At 44.4% G+C, this 18,364-nt stretch carries 8 protein-coding genes and 1 pseudogene; 1 reads left to right on the top strand and 8 read right to left on the bottom strand.

Annotated elements, in window-relative coordinates:
• Positions 1-218: 218 nt before the first annotated feature.
• Positions 219-2,633, top strand: a complete 2,415-nt coding sequence (locus H524_RS0108410) for a motility associated factor glycosyltransferase family protein (RefSeq protein ID WP_027939897.1) — start codon at positions 219-221, stop codon at positions 2,631-2,633.
• Between the two features lie 377 nt (positions 2,634-3,010).
• On the opposite strand, the gene H524_RS16590 is transcribed toward H524_RS0108410, so the two are convergent.
• The 8 genes and pseudogenes from H524_RS16590 to rlmN all read right to left on the bottom strand — a co-directional run bounded on the left by H524_RS16590 (position 3,011) and on the right by rlmN (position 17,912).
• Entirely contained in the window at positions 3,011-4,957 is a 1,947-nt protein-coding gene (locus H524_RS16590; RefSeq protein WP_027939896.1) for a ProQ/FINO family protein, read from the bottom strand.
• A 1,283-nt stretch (positions 4,958-6,240) separates the two neighbouring features.
• A pseudogene (gene der, locus H524_RS15020) lies at positions 6,241-7,812 on the bottom strand (ribosome biogenesis GTPase Der); the annotation flags it as partial.
• A gap of 1,132 nt (positions 7,813-8,944) precedes the next feature.
• Positions 8,945-10,594 (bottom strand): outer membrane protein assembly factor BamB, encoded by a 1,650-nt coding sequence (gene bamB, locus H524_RS15015; RefSeq protein ID WP_052339005.1) that lies wholly within the window; start codon positions 10,592-10,594, stop codon positions 8,945-8,947.
• Between the two features lie 250 nt (positions 10,595-10,844).
• A complete protein-coding gene (locus H524_RS0108385; protein ID WP_027939895.1) occupies positions 10,845-11,537 on the bottom strand; it encodes a YfgM family protein in 693 nt (230 codons plus the stop codon).
• A 144-nt stretch (positions 11,538-11,681) separates the two neighbouring features.
• Positions 11,682-12,956, bottom strand: a complete 1,275-nt coding sequence (gene hisS, locus H524_RS0108380; RefSeq protein ID WP_027939894.1) for a histidine--tRNA ligase — start codon at positions 12,954-12,956, stop codon at positions 11,682-11,684.
• A 657-nt stretch (positions 12,957-13,613) separates the two neighbouring features.
• Positions 13,614-14,699 carry a flavodoxin-dependent (E)-4-hydroxy-3-methylbut-2-enyl-diphosphate synthase gene (ispG, locus tag H524_RS0108375; protein WP_044121837.1) on the bottom strand — a complete coding sequence of 362 codons (1,086 nt, stop codon included), beginning with the start codon at positions 14,697-14,699 and terminating at the stop codon, positions 13,614-13,616.
• A gap of 426 nt (positions 14,700-15,125) precedes the next feature.
• Positions 15,126-16,652 (bottom strand): helix-turn-helix domain-containing protein, encoded by a 1,527-nt coding sequence (locus H524_RS0108370; RefSeq protein WP_027939892.1) that lies wholly within the window; start codon positions 16,650-16,652, stop codon positions 15,126-15,128.
• 114 nt (positions 16,653-16,766) lie between these two features.
• Positions 16,767-17,912, bottom strand: coding sequence for a dual-specificity RNA methyltransferase RlmN (rlmN, locus tag H524_RS0108365; RefSeq protein WP_027939891.1), 1,146 nt, complete (start codon positions 17,910-17,912; stop codon positions 16,767-16,769).
• Positions 17,913-18,364 lie beyond the last annotated feature (452 nt).

Raw genomic sequence — 18,364 nt, 5'->3', positions numbered from 1 at the left:
CTCATTATTAGCGTGAATCTTGCATAAATAGGACGCTGACAAGTAATCATATAGCCTCATAAGGCTTAAATTAGAGCGCTAAGCTTACGATTAATGATTGCATCGTTAAAACTAACTCAGGTGCGAGAGCAAAATGCCACTGCAACACAGGACATTTTGCTGTTGCCCCTTTCGATTATGTAGCTTCTAAGATAACTAGTGGCTAAAAGGACATTTTTATGGTTAAGGAAATAGAGCCAACTGCTAGCAACGGCACCACTGAGTACAGTGAGCCACCTAAGGCATGGGAGAACATCGACGATAATGCTGCTCCTTCTGCGATTGACGCACAGCTGAAGACTCGCGAAGAAGTTGCTAATGAGTTCAAGCAGGAGCTTGGCTTTGACCCATCTGATCTTGATGAAATGTCCAAGCACGTAACTCAGATGGACGAGAGCTTCTTAAAAGATCACGTCTATCAGCTCATCGAGCTGCAAAAAGCCATGACCGAAATGCTGATTGCACGTTTTGACAATAACATGCAAGCATTTAAGAAGTTCATGCCGGACATCTATGAGCAGTTTAAGAACTTCCGCCCAAGTGAGCCTTTAGAGTTCATGTGCACCTCTAATGGTGTGCCTAATCTGTACTTCCCTGCACGTGGCGAGTTCTTCTACAAAGTTTATGATCCAGTTGAACTGTGTAACTCTCAGGTAGACCTCGTTTTAGAGCGCTCTCCTTTTAGACAGTTAAACTACGGCTTAGACGCTGAGCAATTAGGCCAGATCCACCACCGTTACTTAAACCACATGGTGGATTTTAATAAGCAGCACATTCCTAACGTTAATAATCCATCAGTTACTGGCTCATGCCCTATCTGTATTATCGTAGGCTGCGGCTTGGGCTATCACTTAGGCCATCTCTATGAGAAGGTTGATATTGGTAACCTCGTACTTATCGAGCCTAATATCGATCTGTTCTTTGCCTCATTACACGCCTTTGACTGGGCAAACCTCTTAAATTACTTAAATGAAAACAACCGTGGTATTTACCTGATGGTTGGTCAGACTAAAGAAGAGGTGTTTGAGGATCTTAACAACTACTATCAGCGCCATGGCCGTATGCTCGCTTGCTATATGTGGTCAATGGTTCACTACCGCTCTAAGGAGATTAACGAGATCTCCGATCGTATCGTTGAAGACTACGAGCGTGCTTATGCAACCTTAGGCTTCTATGACGATCACCTCTTTGCGGTTGCTCATGGCATTAGCCACCTGCACAACCATGTTCACTTCGTTAAGCGCAACGTCGACTTCCCTAAGAAGTGGCAAGAGGACACACCTTTTGTGGTGGTTGCAAATGGTCCATCCTTATCTCATGATCTGCCTTTCTTACGTAAGATTCAGGATAAGGTCGTTATCTTAGCTTGCGGTACTGCTGTTGAGACCTTGTACAACGCAGGTATTCGCCCTACTTTCTATGGTGCAACTGAGCGTTTACGTATTGTATCCGAGCACTTAAGCCTCATCCCAGATCGTGAGTTCTTAAAGGATCTCATCTTAGTTACCGGTGACGTTATTCACCCTGAGGTAGTTAAGTTCTTCGATCACACTGCCGTATTTGGTAAGGGTGATGAGACCTTCTTCTGGCTGGCTGCAGGTAAGATTTACGATCAGTGGCGTGAGGTTATGCCTATCTCCTTAATGAACCCATTAGTGGGTAACTTAGGTGTAGCTGCAGCAACTCAGTTTGGCTTTAAGAACATTTACTTATTTGGTGTTGATAACGGCACTAAGCGTGAAGACTTAAAAACTCACCCTGATGAGAACCTCTTCTACAACCGTGAAAGTAGTGACAGTGATGATCCTGTACCAAGCTACAAGCGTCTTGTTTACTCCCTTGAGGGTAACTTTGGTGGTGTGGTTTACTCTGACTACCTGTACAAGCTCTCAGCTCGTTACATGGAAGTTATCATCCGTAACGCTAAGGCTAATAACAAGCTTAACTACTTCAACTGCTCTGATGGTGCTGCCTTAAAGGAAGTAGAGCCAGTCCACAGCGAAGATCTCTTAGAGAAGTGGCTTGCGCTGCCTGACTTTGACCGTGATGAGTTTGTACGCTTCATGGACGAAGAGAAGACCTTTGCCATTGAGCTTACTGAAGAGCAAGACAAGAGCCTTATTGACAACGATACCTTCGATTACATCTGTCACATCATCATCAAGCTGCTGACTAAAGAAGAGCGTCCTAAGACTCGTATCGATTACGTCTTCATGCTGCAGAGCGTTTCTGAGATGCTCAATAAGATTCACGAGACTCGTGACTACTATATTGCAGACTTCTTTGACGGCTCACTTGCTGGTATGTTTGCGATGGTAATGCGTACTGTTTACCTCGTAAAGAACGAGCAGTTAGCATTAGATCTTGCTGATCAGCAAATTCAGTTCATCGTCTACTTCATCGAAGATGCTATGAAGCTCTATCGCTTCATGCCTGACTACCTTGCTGAAGATCACCAAGTTCACTTAAAGGGCTTAGTTGGCTACAACCACGGTAAGTGCCATGCACATAAGCTTGACCCACGTAAGCCTTATGTAACTCAGGCTGATACTGACAAATACCCAACCCGTAAGTTCGTTAAGCGTTACGAATAAGCACTCAACAACATAAGATCTTACTAGATGACATGCGTGCCTTACGCACGCATGCATGCATGCATACATACACGCACACTTGCTTGCACGTATGTGCTCTTGCTTGCATCCATGCACGCACGCTTGCATAGCAGCTACCAAGCTCGCCACGCAAAGCGTTACTGACGCATGCAGATCATAGATGCTAAAAGATCGTGCGTATCTTAGTGCTTGCGACAAAAAGGCCTCAGCGCATTAGCGTTTGAGGCCTTTTTTGTGGGTAATTTGCTAGTTTGGACTGAAAAAAAAAGCCTCTGAGATCATGGCGATCACAGAGGCTTTTTTTTTTAATTAAAGCAAGCAGCTAAAAGATATGGATCGTTTAATCTGCTTAAACCTTACTGATCATTCTTTTTGACGGTATAGACACGACGCTTAGTAACTGTAGTGCTAGGAGTAGCCTGATTACCACGGTTGTCGTTATTATCCTGGTAGCGATTGCGATAGCCACCATTGTCATTGCCGTTTGAATTGTAGTTTTTGTTGTAGCCATTCTGCTGATAAGCAGTAGTAGCTCCGTTATAACCTTGATTGTTACGGTAACTGCTATTGGAACCACCGTAGTTATTTTGCTGATAATTACCCTGGGAGTTGTTGTTATAACTGTTGCCGTTGTTCTGGTAACGGTTTTGGTAATTACCACGATCTTGGTAGTTGCTCTGGCCATTGAAAGCACCAAGTCTACCTTGATAACCAGTCTGCTGATAATTGCCCTGATTACCATTGCTGTTATAACGGCGTGGCTGGTAATTTCCCTGAGAGTTGTAATTACCTTGGGAGTTGTAGTTATTACCGTTCTGATAGCGGTTCTGGTAATTGCCGCGATTGCCTTGATTGTTGTAACCGCCATTAGCCTGATTGTTGTAACCACTGTTGCCTTGGTAGTTGCCACGATTTTGGTAACCTTGGTTATTGTTAGGCTGACCGTTATTGAAGCGACGGTTGTTGTTATTTGGTCTACCGTTGTTGTTATTACCAGTACCCTTGAAGAAGCGCTTGTTTTGACCGTTGTTATTGTTCTTAGCGCGGTTTACTGCAGCATCAATCTGCTTACGAATGCGCACGATCTCTTCTTTAGCATTCTCACGGTGTTCTGGTTCGATCTCGCCTGCTGGATTACCGTCTAAGTCGATACGGGTAACACCTTCAGCAACTCTCTCAAGGTATGGTAAAGAGTGACAGTAGTTATGCAGAATCTTATAGCGCTGCTTATCAAAGAACTTGTACTGAGCATCCATACCCTCAAGACGCTTTAAGATATCTTGGGCGATACCGATCTTAAGTGGTACACGTTCATTACGATCAATAAAGATTGCCTTTGGGAAAGCTAAAGCTAAGAAATTTAAGAACTTTATGCGCTCTTCTTTATCGCGCATACGGCGCTCTTCACCAGCCTTACGCTCAGCCTCAACACGGGCACGACGCTCGGCACGCTCTTCTTCGGTTAAGACAGGACGTAAATCGCGCCAAGAGAACTTCTTTTCTGGCTGTGGCTGTTCTTCGCCATCAGCAGCCTCAGCAGCCTTGCTCTCGCCATCAGCAGCCTTGCTCTCGCCATCAGCTGCCTTACTCTCGCCGTCAGCTGCATCAGCAGCATTAGCAGCCTTACCCTCGCCGTCAGCAGCCTTGCTTTCGCTGTCAGCTGCATCAGCATTCTTTTTCTCAGCTGCAGTGGTGTCATTATCCGCTGCACTTTCCTGAGTGTCTGCAGTCTCTTGACTATCTAATGAGACTTCATCATCACAAGCATCGTCAGAGCTCTCAAGCTCTGCCTTTTCCTTGTTTTGAGAAAGGGCATTAGTTAAAGCTGCAACAGCAGTAGGATCTAATTGACCAGACTCTTGAGCCTGCTTAGCTAGCTGCATGAGGAGATCAAGCTGCACTCCTTTTTCAGCAGCCTCGGCTGCTTTATCAGCCTCAATCTGAGCTTTAGTACGACGAGTACGCTTTGGCTTAGCCTCTTGGATCTGAGAGTCTGCTTCGATCTGGGCTTTAGTGCGGCGGGTACGCTTTGGCTTTTCTTCCTCTGAATCTGGACAAGCCTCGAGAGCAGCAGCTTTGGCAGCATTATCTGCTTCGATCTGCGCCTTGGTACGACGAGTGCGCTTTGGCTTTTCAGCCTCAGCACCATTTTCTTTAGCGGCTAGAGCTGCAGCATTTTCTGCCTCAATCTGAGCCTTAGTGCGACGTGTGCGCTTTGGCTTCACAACCTCGCCATCTAATTCTTCTACTTTCGTAACTTCAGAAGGAGATAACTCATGGTTATCAGTTACTTTAGCGTCCATTTTGCGTTTCAATCCTGTGGTACCGAATTAGTCAGTACAAATCAACAAAGGCACACCGCTATACCCAACTACTTTAGAACATCTAAAGTCACCATAAGTAAGCGGTAAAGCAGACATATATCTGCATTAGGCCAAAGCAAAAAAAAATAAACATGCAAACAACTACTCTAAAAACCTATGCAGGTCATTAAGAAGCAAGAGAAGCTCGCTTTAGCCGACGACTAACTTAATTATTCTTGATCTTAACTAAATAATTACAAGGCATAAGCCTTTAAGTGTACCTGTTACATTATGCTAAAACACAACTCAGTAGCTCTAAGTTCAATGCTTGGCACATCATAAGTAGATAACTACTGACTGTAACAGGGTATGAGTAGAGCATGTCTTTTCAAACAAAGCCCTTACCATACTAACACTAAACATAATCTCTAAAATAGTTCTAGAGAATTTAACTTACTCCGTGAGGTTTGCTCAGTTGCATCCTAGTTACTTTAATTATGAAAACTAGAATGAACCCTGATAAGGATATCAAAAACTTAAGCCATCACTAAATAGTGTGCACAAATAAATACCAGTTGTTGCGCTTTGGTAGTATTCATGCCCCACCTTGGTGATCAAGGATGCTATACAATATTACAAAACTGTATTAAGTAATATGAAAATTAGAGCATCATAGCTACAAAAGCCGATGAATATCACAGTTTGCGCAACTTTTGGGTAATAAAAAACAGCAGTGAGAGCAAAGATTCGACACTTGCCATCTTTTGATGCGTAATTGATGCAGCAATGCAAAATGCTAGTGAAACATTTACTGAATAGCCATACCTAATTAATCCCACAAAACAGCCACTTCTGACAAAAAGCGCCCACTTTTACATACTGTACTTTACACAAATAAAGTCCAGCTCCCTAAAGCCGCTTTTCATGACTAGATATATACAACAAAGCCGCCTGGCTCAAAACTAAGAACCAGACGGCTTTGAACTTGAATGGGCTAGCTATTTAGCTACGCTGCACTGAGTGTATACATCTAAGCGTATTACTTTGAGTGCATGCCTATGAGCATTGTGCTTATGGGCTAAGAATTACTTCTTACCGCCTTTCTTGCCAGCGTTCTTTGGCTTGCCTTGACCCTTGCTTGGAGCATTGGATACTGCAGATGCCTTTGGACGCTTTTTGAGCACTAAACCTGCACCAGTACGCTTAGCCTCAGCGATCTCACGATTTTGAGCACGCTCAGCCTTTTGAGCAGCACGAGCATAACGACGCTCAGTCTCTGCCTTTCGCTTATCAGCTCTGATCTTAGACTGAGTTAAGCGCTTTTGTGCTGGCTTCTCGTTTGCGTATGGGTTATCACCCTCTTTAAACTCAAGCAACACTGGGGTACCCATGATCTTGAGTGACTTACGATAGCAGTTGATGAGATAGCGCTTATAGCTATCAGGCATCTTAGATACCTTATTGCCGTGGATGATGATTCGAGGTGGGTTATAGCCACCAGCGTGAGCATACTTAAGCTTAATACGACGGCCACCAGATACAGGAGGCTCATGCTCTTGAGTTGCAGCAGAGAGAATGCGGTTCAGCATTGAAGAGCTGTTACGACGAGTAGCAGACTCATAGGCCTCTAAGATGGACTCAAAGAGATTGCCAACACCGGTACCGTGCAGAGCAGAGATAAAGTGAACGCGGGCAAAGTCAACGAAGCCTAAGCGCTGATCGAGTTCAGCCTTGATCTCGTCTTTGTATTCTTGTGTGAGACCATCCCACTTGTTAACTGCAATAACTAAAGAACGGCCAGAGTCGATAATGAAGCTGAGCAGTGACAGATCTTGATCAGTAATATGCTCACGAGCATCGATAACTAAGATAGCTACGTTACAGTCTTCAATAGCCTTAAGAGTCTTAACGATAGAGAACTTCTCAACGGCTTCATTAACCTTACGACGCTTACGCACACCAGCAGTATCGATAACAATGTACTTCTGATCTTCACGCTCTAAAGGAATGTAGATAGAGTCACGGGTGGTACCTGGCATATCAGCCACAACCACACGCTCTTCACCAAGCATACGGTTAGTCAGAGTTGACTTACCTACGTTTGGCTTGCCTACTAAAGCAAACTTAATTGGCAGGTCAGCAAATGGAGTCTTAGTGCTCTGCTCAGCAGCCTTAAGCTCTTCTTCAGAGTGCTCGCCCTTAGCATGAGCGCGTTGTGCCTCACGGAAAGCGTGCCAGTCAAAGCCACCACCAGTTCTATCTACTGGAACATTCTCTAAGAACTCAAAGCCAGTTTCCCACTCAGAATCATCATCGTCTTCATCTTCAATGATGTCGCTATCAAGAGGGCCTTCTTCACGTAAAACTGGAGCAACTACTTCCTCAAGCAGAATATTAACGCCACGACCGTGCACAACAGCAGTCTGGAATACTTCACCTAAACCTAAGGCATAGAAGTCAGTACCAGCGATATCAGGATCCATACCGTCGATCTTATTTGCAACAACGGCACATGGCTTACCTGACTTACGAATGTAGTCAGCAACTGAATAGTCGCCAGGCATGATGCCAGCACGGGCATCCACCATGAATAACACGAGATCGCACTCATCAATAGCTAAAAGAGCCTGAGAGGTCATGCGATTGGTTAAATCTGATGGCTGCTCTGCATCCTCAGCAATACCACCAGTATCAATAACAATGTACTCACGGCCATCGTACAGAGCGCGGCCATACTTACGATCACGAGTAAGACCTGGAAAATCTGCCACTAAGGCATCACGGGTCTTAGTTAAACGATTGAACAGTGTAGACTTACCCACATTTGGGCAACCTACTAAGGCTACTACCTTCATTTGCAATTCCTTGATCTACGAGCTCATGCACGATCTTTAGCTAACTTAAGCTAAACAAAAGCCATGATCTTCATTAGACCTATCGCGATACAACCTGGTTTTGCAACAGTAAGACCGCGCTACCCGCGCTATCTTCTGCCGTTCAGATCTTAAACCTACGCCATGATTTAGTGTTAAAGAGAAAAAGCTCCCTTCAAAACACGCTCAGCACTTTGACGCATCATATAGCCTGCAGCTACAAAGCTTGCGGCAATTGGGCTGTAGCTAATGCCATGCAGCTACAAAAGCTTGCGGCAATTGGTCTGCAGCTAAATGGGCCTTAAGCTACAAAGCTGTGATCAATGAGCATCGTGCACATAGAGTCTTATGGCAACTCTAGTGCTCATAACGTATGTAAAGACCGGATAACTAGGCCTAACAATAAGCAAACAACATCCTCACGACCGACACTCAAGCTTATCTAGGCACATAAGCATTTTTACCGTCTCCACCAAAGCCCACTGTAAGATCAAAAAATCTCAATATGGCTTTAGTAAAGGCCTAGCTTTTAAACTGCCTAACTGTATTTTTATAGCTTGTGGTATCCCCACTATCCAAAGGCTTAACTGTGATGAGGTCTGTTTTGATGACTTGATTGCAGCTCATGGCAGCTAGCACACTCGTTTGCTGCATGGTCATCTGTTAAAGGAAATGTTTTTGCTCGTGACACATTTGGATCAAGGCCTTAATGTGGCCGTCCAATAAATGGCAACCCCTACCCATAAACTCCAAGTCTAGGCACATTAACCTAGCTTAAGGTTGCCTATGTTGATGATATGAGCCCGTCTTACCAACAATTGCGGTCACACATCACATGGCACTGATGCGCTACAAACGTACCAGCTTTTAGAAACAAAAGACGTGAATAGTATGCAAGGCTTAAGTATCCATGCTCGTCTTATGAATCTAAATTTTTGGACAGAAACTCTGCCTAAAAATCTGTGGTGTATTTTGCCCGCAATTGTCTAGAACTGCAAGCAAAATCACAAAAAACAAAGCCTGCCTAGAAAATCTAGACAGGCCTGTTTTTATGGCTCTAACAGAGCACAAAATTTAGTAAAGCTTAGGCGTTCTTGACCTTAGCTTGAGTACTTTAGTAGATACCAAAGCCTGATGACTTGGTGTTGTCATCTTCTGAGTCGTTAGCAGTTGCCTCAGTAGTTGCCTCAGTATTGTTCTCCTCTACGTACTCAGTATCGGCACTCTCATTTGCAGTATCTTCAGCCTCATCAAGATCGGAGCGGATACCCTGAGCAATACCGAAGCCAGAGAGGCGCTCACGACGCTCTTCTTCATAAGCAGCACGACGCTTCTCGTACTCAGCACGAGCACGCATAGCCTCTTCTGCTGCACGTCTTTGAGCAGCAATCTGAGCCTCTTGCTGAGCTACAGCACGAATAATAGCAGCACGACGTTGCTCTAAAGCCTCCTGGCTTACACCAGATGGAGCGTAAATACCGCCATCGTAAACACCAGGGTGATTGAGGGTCAGACCAGCTGCAGCACTTGCAGCTAACATGTCATTGCTCTGCTCAACAGATACAGCAGCACTTGCACGACCTTGGTCTGTGTAGCTGTAAACGTTTAATGAGCCGTCCTTTGCCATTACATAGAGCTTGCCGTTTTGTACCTTTGGCTGAGCGCTAATACCAGAGCTGTCAGATTGCTCCATGTAATCAATCGAGCCATCTTGCATGTCGAGGAAGTAAATATAACCCTCATAATCGCCAACCACTGCGTAGTTGCCAAAAACGACTGGAGCGGTTACCTGACGATAGCCTAAAGATGTATTAGCCCAACGTTGTGAGCTGTCAGCACGATTGATACAAGAGACGGTACCATCATCGGCAGTTACTAAGATGGAGTGCTCGTCATAACCTAAATCACGGCTAGACTGATAGCCTAAACGCATGATGTAGTTGAAGGTAGACAGATCGTACTGCACCATACCGCCTGAAAAAGAAGTTGCGTACAGAACGTTGCCTAAGATAAGTGGGGATGAGGACACATCGGCAATACGCTCAAGAGCGGTCTTGCCTACAGACTCACCAACATTAACCTGATTTACAGTTGATCCATTAGACTGCAGCAGTACGTTGACCTTGCCAGAGGAAGTACCAACTAATACATACTCATCGCCAACAACTAATGGATTTGACTGGGCTCTTAAGCGCAGCTCCTGTGGAGCATCACCAGTAACCCACAGCTTTGAACCATCTAAGGCATTAAAAGCAGTAAAGTTACCACGAGCATCTAAAACAAACAGCTTATCGCCAGAGGCAGAGAAAGCAGGACGAGCAATTACCTCAGCCTCAATGTACTTCTTCCAAAGAATAGAGCCATCTTTAGCATTAAGTACATAGACATAGCCGTTTTCAGAGCCAACAGCAATCTTGCCACCGCCGAGAGCTACACCACCAGAAACACGAGCAGAACGACGCTCATCGTTCTCATCCTCGTCAGCCAAGTCAACTGACCAAACCTTAGAGCCACGATCTAAAGTCAATGCCATTACATCGCCATCGCGTGATGCTGTGTAGACATTGTTAGCATCGAAAGCTACGGTAAGCTCTGAATAGAAATCACCAGTACCACCAGTTGAGCTAGACCATACCTCATCCAGGCTGAACAGATTTTTGATTTCAGGAGCATCAACAGGATCGTAGCGGTTGTCATTAGTAGAACAACCCACGATAACTGGTAAAGCTAGCATTAAGGCAAAGGCTGGTTTTAACTTTAACATGGTATTAACTTCCGAAAATTCAGGCTTGCATGAGGTATTGTAGCTGTATTGGCCCTATCTTTTAAGCCTTTTTAGACTAAGACAACTACATTGCCAGTACCTAAGCTAAGAAAATGAAAGAAGCACTATTGTAGCCTAGTTAATATCAACAATAGTGTCACGCTCATAATTGAAAACCATAGGCATCATGAGATCTCATCATGTCTCATCAAGCTACTCTATTGAGCGCTTTGGCCTATGGCTTTAGCTATTACTGAGCTGAAACTGCTGACATTTCCTTAGCCTGCTCTGCGACGATCTTGTAGGCAGGAGTATCACCCTCAACAATTACATTATCGAACTTGAGCTGTAACATTGGGCTAATCTGAATCTTGTCAGCCTTGTTAGTGTTGATGGCATCAAGATATGCAGTACGTGCATTAGCACGATCGTTTAATGACATGTAGATGTCACCACGAGTTTCTGCAACCTCAGCCTTGTAGGCAGTTGACTTGATGCTATCAAGAGTCTTTAAAGCCTCATCAGTCTTGCCATCTTGTGTTAAGAGGCGTGCCTTGATGATGGAGGCCTGAGGAGCGATAAGATCACCACCATTAGCTGCAGCAAATGAAGCAAACTTTTCGGCTTCTACGTAGTTCTTAGCGCTGATCTGAGCATTTGCCATATCTAAAGCTAAGATGGCACCAAAAGCGTCTTTGTGCTGATCTAAAAATGCCTGAGCATTGCTCATTGCATTTACGCCCTGAGTGGAGATCTGCTTTTGCAGCTGATAAACCTCATATGCAGTCTTCTGATCTTCAGAAAGCTGATAAGCCTGGTACTGACGTACGCCCACGAGACCAGCAAGAGCAATAGTGACGCCTAAGGCAATTGACTTCCAGTGCTCATGCCACCACTTTCGGACGGCCTCTTCTCTTTCATGCTCATCAGTTAAGATATCCATCTTGACCTCATTTAGTTGCGGCTAAGCTTATACACAAGCTCTGCCGTAAGTTGGGCTTACGCAACACTAGCCTAAGCCATAATCAAATTATTCATTTAAGTAAGCATTAAATCCTACAGCTGCCTTGTGGCTGCTATGCAATGCTTACTTGTTTAAGACAGCCTGAATAGCTGCAGCTGCATCAGTGCGAGATACAGTCTGCTGATCTTGAGCTGCCATGTCCTTAATTGACAGGGTGTTGTTCTTAAGCTCATCATCACCAAAGATCACAGCGACCTTAGCTTGAACCTTGTCAGCACGCTTTAACAGCTTCTTGAAGTTACCGCCGCCGCAGTGGTTCATAATCTTTACACCAGGTAAAGCTGCACGTAAGTCACGGCATAAAAGTAATTGCTCAGCTTCAGCCTCTTCACCCATACCGCAAACATATACATCTACCTGTGGCTTAGGTGCTACTTTTTCTAAAGTAGTAAGGAGAAGCACTAAACGCTCTAAACCTAAACCAAAACCAACAGCCTTAGTTGCCTTGCCACCTAACTGCTCGACTAAGCCGTCATAACGACCACCGCCGCAAACAGTACCCTGAGCACCTAAAGCAGTAGTAGTCCACTCAAATACGGTCAGATTGTAGTAATCAAGACCACGTACTAAGCGTGGGTTAATCTTAAAGCTAATGCCTAAAGAGGTCAGGTGCTTTTGTAAGGTTTCAAAGTGGTTACGGCTTTCTTCGCCTAAGAAATCGTATAAGGATGGAGCGCCTTTTAAGATCTCTTGAACCTTTTCATCCTTGCTGTCTAACACACGCAGTGGGTTGGTGTGAGTACGACGCTTAGAATCCTCATCCAGATCCTCAAAGTGAGCCTCTAAGTATTTAACTAAGTTCTCTTTGTAAGCAGCGCGTTCTTCGGCATTACCCAAGGTATTGAGCTCTAAACATAAGTGCTCGCTAATACCTAACTTTTGCCAAATCTCATTGCTAAGGGCAATGATCTCAGCATCGATGTCTGGACCATTTAAACCAAACACTTCAACGCCAAGTTGATGGAACTGACGGTAACGACCCTTTTGTGGACGCTCATGGCGGAACATTGGGCCCATGTACCACAGTCTTTGCTCCTGATTGTAGATTAAGGAGTGTTCTAAGGCAGCACGCACACAACCTGCTGTACCCTCAGGACGCAGTGATAAGCTATCACCTGAACGATCCTCGAAAGTGTACATTTCCTTTTCTACAACATCGGTCACTTCACCGATAGCACGGCAGAAAAGATTGGTCTGCTCAACGATAGGCATACGTACTTCGCTATAGCCAAAAGAGGCTGTAGTGTCACGTAAGACCTTCTCAACCTGCTGCCAGACGGAAGTATCCTCAGGAAGCAGATCGTTCATACCGCGAATTGCCTGAATAGACTGGGCCATTACTCTCGATCCTTTAACTTGATTCTTCTAAAACCGACAGAACCTTTAGCAAATATCTCGCTTTTGACTAAACAAGGCATTTGCTAACAAGTCCTGCTCATTGCACAGTAAACAGCTATTGTACGCGATTGTGCTTAGCTATAACTTAGTCTTAGCCGAAAAAATGCAACTGTTAAGATTATGAAAAGACACGCCCCGTTGCAAGCACTATTTCACACAATCGGCAAAGATAAGCTCAATTTGTCCTCAATCCACATAAGTTAAGGCATCAGCTAGCCTCAAAACACAGACTAACTACCACCTCATATTTGTTTACATACCATCAAAAAGCAAAACGGCACACCTTCAAGCTAAGAAGATATGCCGTTTTCAATTGTTTGCATTGCGCCACCATCAAGCAAACCTTGGGAGCTTGCTGCTCGCTAGATTTTTGGCAGCCTCAAGCTCTTTATCACGTGGTACGTGTAAACAAGCTTGCTAGCTTATTTGGCAGCCTCAAGCGCTATATCACGTGGTGCATGTAAACAAGCTCGCTAGATTATTTTGCAGCTGCTACGCCATCAACCGATTGCGCGTAAACAAGCTTGCTAAAATATTTGTGGGCGCAACTATCTAAATTATTTAGTGGCAGCGATGGCGCGGACACAACTATCTAAATTATTTGGTAGCAGCGATGGCGCGGACGCGGCTTTCTAAACGATCGATGATCTCTTCGTTCTTGATGCGACCCATCATTTCGCCGTTTTCGTAGATCATGGACATGCCATTCTTACCGCCACAGATAGCAACATCAGCACGTAATGCCTCACCTGGGCCGTTAACGATACAACCCATCACAGCAACCTTAACAGGCTGACGAATGTCTGAGAGCTTCTCTTCTAAGGACTTAACAGTACCAACTACATCTAAACCACGACGTGAACAAGTTGGACAAGCAACCACGTTGATACCACGGGTTCTTAAATGCATGCTCTTTAAGATAGCCCAACCTACCTTAACCTCTTCAATTGGGTCGGCAGCTAAAGAAACACGCAGAGTATCACCAATACCCTTAGATAATAGTAAGCCTAAACCGATAGATGAAAGTACGGTACCGCCAGTTAAACCACCAGCCTCAGTAATACCTAAGTGCAGAGGAGCATCACACTCAGAAGCCAGCTTTTCATAAGCAGCGACGCATAAGTTAAGCTCGGATGCCTTTACAGAGAAGGCGTAATCTCTAAAGTTGTGGCTCTCCAGAATATCAGCTGAACGAAGTGCAGCCTCAACCATTGCATCAGGGGTTGGAGAACCATACTTATCGAGCAGATCCTTATCTAAGGAGCCAGCATTTACACCCACACGAATTGGCAGACCGTGGTCTTTAGCTGCCTGACACACTGCCTCAACTTTTTCACGTGAACCGATATTACCTGGATTGATACGTAAAGCTGCAGCACCATTCTCGGCACAAGCAATAGCAATACGATAGTCAAAGTGAATATCTGCAACGACAGGAACCTTAGATTGCGCACAAATGCTCTTAAATGCCTCGGCAGCTGGTAGTGTAGGAACAGATACACGTACGATATCTGCACCAACATCTGCAAGATCATTAACCTGCTTTACAGTAGCCTCAACATCTAAGGTCTCAGTGCAAGTCATACTCTGAACTGAAATTGGAGCATCACCGCCAACAAGTACTGAACCAACCTTGATCTGACGTGACTTACGACGCTTGATCTCAGGAGCCTGCCATTCCATTGATATTCCTCTCAATAAGGTAGTTCAAATGCACCAAGCAAAGCACCATATACAGCTTTAGTCTTGGTCTAGCCTACCTATCCTACCAGCTTTAATGTAAAGACATTGCCTCTTTACTTTATCTGGAGTACAGCAAAATAAAACTATGTGCCCGCACCATTGCACAAATACAGCAAAGCAATGGCCAAGCTTAATCGTCATAATGTACTACACAAAATTAATCTATGCAGCAAAGTTGCGCTAAAAGCTCAATCATACCGACAAATCTAGGTTTTATGCAGCAAAAAGGGGTAACAACAAAGCCCTAGGCTCTGCAGTTACCCCTTTAAAAAGCTCATAGCATCATCAAGTAGCAAAGCCTAAGAATTAGCCCTGTTTTGAATGATGCTTGTCATCACAAGCCATATATAAATGCCATTATTTCTTTTAGCGCATTGGCAGGTCGAACTTAACTTGCTTACCTGCTGGCATAGAGATATGACCGCCCATGTATGAAATCTTCACTGCGTCAGTTGAAGAGATCTGTACATTAATTGGCGGAATACCAGTTACCTTCACGCTATCGCCATTGTCGTATGTACCAGAGGCTAACACCTTACCGCTGCTATCAACAACCTTTAAGGCAACTCTCTTGATTACGCTAATCTCAGCACGATTTAAAGATGCTAGACCATCACGGTTTACCACACGAACAGAACTTGAGATGTTCTTGAGGTTACCACTTAGCTCCACATCCTTAGCAGCTTCCTTTGCTTTTGCCTCAGCCTCTGCTTTTGCCTTAGCTTCTGCCTCAGCTTTGGCTTTAGCTTGAGCAAGCTTTTCATCCCTTTGCTCGGTAGCAACAGTCATATTAGTATGTGCTGGCGCAGTGATATTGGCATTGCCTATGTTGGCATTGCTCATATTGACATTGCCGTTGTTGGCATTGTTAGCAACAGTGATATTGGCATTGCCAATGTTGGCATTACTAGCAACACTTATGTTGGCATTTGGTGGAAGGTCAAGCGGAGACTTCTCCTTTGCTGCCTGAGCAGGCTTCAAATCGATAGAGCCATCAGCACTTTGCTGCATAGCCATTTGCTGAGCAGTAGCACGAGCAGTATTTTCATCAACTACACGTACCTCAGGACCGTTTTGGTTATTAGGATCCTGAATCACAACTTGGCCTTGGCCGTTCTGTGGTGCGTTCGAGGCATAAATCTCTACAGCACTTTGAGTGGTATCAATCTGTGCGTTCTGTGCTATTTGGACTTTCTGCTCTTCTTTTTTGCTCGCCTCTTGAGCAGAGAAGACAAAATAGCCTGCAGTAGCCACTAAGACTACTAACACCACCATCAGCCAACTACGCGCAAGCTGAATATCAAACTTCTTTTTTGGCTTTTCATCAGAGATAACAGTAATGCTCTGAGCAAGCTGCTTACGATAACGCGCAATTAAATCATCTTGATCCAGACCAAAGAGCTTACCGTAACGACCAATAAAGCTCTCAGCAAAATCTTTAACGGTATGGAAACACATACGATCGTTTTCGATATCAGCAACAGTAGCTGGACGAGCACGAATCTCGTTGGCAACTTCGTTGATTGACATCTTGCGCTTAATACGATGAGAACGTAACAGCTGTCCTGCAGTAAGCTCTTCATAAGGCTTCTTTTCGTTCTCTTCGTCAGACTCGTAAGTGTAAGGGTTAACCTTTGGAGGCTCGAGCGCCTCAGGTTTGACTTTGAGGTTCTCGTCTTTCTCATTTTCCTCTAAACCGGAGGTATCGATTCCTTGAGGAAAGAAAGACTTAGAGCGCAAAGACTCTGATTTAACTTCACCACCTTTAGCGCTGGACTTCTTCTTCTCAACGAGCTCTGGATTGTTGGCAACTTGAACACGTGACTTTTCGATAGCGTCCTCAAGGGTCATGCCGCCAGATTTTGACTTGTTTTTGTTGGACTTTGCTGCCATTTTTTAGCCTCATGTACGCGTGCTTTGACACGCTGCAGCAGAATTTTGCTAAGACTGACACAGTTGTTTGATAAACCCATTACCTAGCAAATTTGAGGTAATGGTGTATTTATCTTATTCCTTACCTGTGCTGACCTTAGCCTCAATCTTGGTGTCTTTGAGCTTCTCAAGCTGCTCATTTAAACCGCGCAGACGACGCTGCTGAACTTGACCAGCAAGCTGACCACAAGCGGCGGCGATATCATCACCACGAGTGGTACGGGTAATCACAGTCATACCGTACTGTTCAGTGAGCACCTTAAAGAAGCGATCGATACGGCTGTTACTTGGGCGCTTATATTCAGAATCCTCATGAGGATTGAATGGAATTAAATTGATCTTACAAGGAATGTCCTTTAAGAGCGCAGCAAGTTCATGGGCCTGATCGGTTGAATCGTTTACATGATCGAGCAGTACATATTCAATAGTGACTCGACCACAGTTGGCATTGGAATTATCAATGTAATTACGTACTGCAGCTAACAGATCCTTAAGTGGGAACTTCTGATTAACTGGTACGAGCACGTCACGTAACTCATCGTTCGGAGCGTGTAAGGATAATGCTAAAGCCACGTCTACCTTGCCTGCGATCTTATTGAGGGCAGGAACAATACCACTTGTAGAGATAGTAACGCGGCGCTTAGATAAAGCAAAAGCATTATCAGAAAGCAAAATCTTGGTTACAGATAAAACGTTTTGTACGTTTAATAAAGGCTCACCCATGCCCATCATTACGATGTTGGAGATTGGCTTGTACTCACCATTCTCGCTAAAACCAACACGGGTAGCAGCACGCCATACCTGGCCAATGATTTCACTTACAGTAAGGTTGCGGCTATAGCCTGACTTACCGGTACGGCAGAATGAGCACTTAACCGGGCAGCCTACCTGAGTAGAAATACATAAGGTGTTACGATCAGGCTCTGGAATTAATACAGTCTCAACTAATGAGCCATCGCCTACATCTAAAGCCCACTTAATGGTGCCGTCTGCAGATTTTTGTTCACTTACGATCTCAGGAGCCTGAATAGTAGCTACCTTCTTTAACATGGCACGAGTGTCTTTTTTGATGTTGGACATCTCATCAAAGTCAACTACGCCCCATTGGTAGATCCACTTTAAGATCTGAGTTGCTCTGAATGGCTTTTCACCATGAGCCACACAAAACTCTTTTAAGCCATCTGGATCAAGGTTCATTAAGTTGACAAGATTCTCTGACATAACACCTCTCTGGAAAAACGCAGCTACCTTGGGGTAAGACGTTTTTCAGCGCATCTGCGCTGCAACCACATTAAAACAGAATCCTAAAGAATTTAGGAGTAAGGCCTTAACTAGACCACTACCATGCTAAGAGCAGCCGTGATCTACTAACGCTACTTATAATTGACTCAAAAAAAGACAGTTATAGTGCTTGTAAGTTTTGGCACAAACACTAAATTATACAAAAATTTTGCGACATACAACGCAAAAAAACCGCAACAATGACAGCTATTCAGCCAAAATTTACCAATAACTGCCCAAGAGGCCCCAGGCATTAAATTACACCTAATTTCCTAAGCACAACTAAGCTAGACCTTCCTTTAGAAAGTCATATTTTGCTATGGGATTATGCAATCTTTAGAAAGTCATATTTTGCTGTGGGCTTATGCAATCTTTAGAAAGTCATATTTTGC

This window comes from Anaerobiospirillum succiniciproducens DSM 6400 (assembly GCF_000482845.1).
GTDB classification, from domain to species: Bacteria; Pseudomonadota; Gammaproteobacteria; order Enterobacterales; family Succinivibrionaceae; genus Anaerobiospirillum; species Anaerobiospirillum succiniciproducens.
This window is presented reverse-complemented; position numbering and strand designations above follow the sequence as displayed.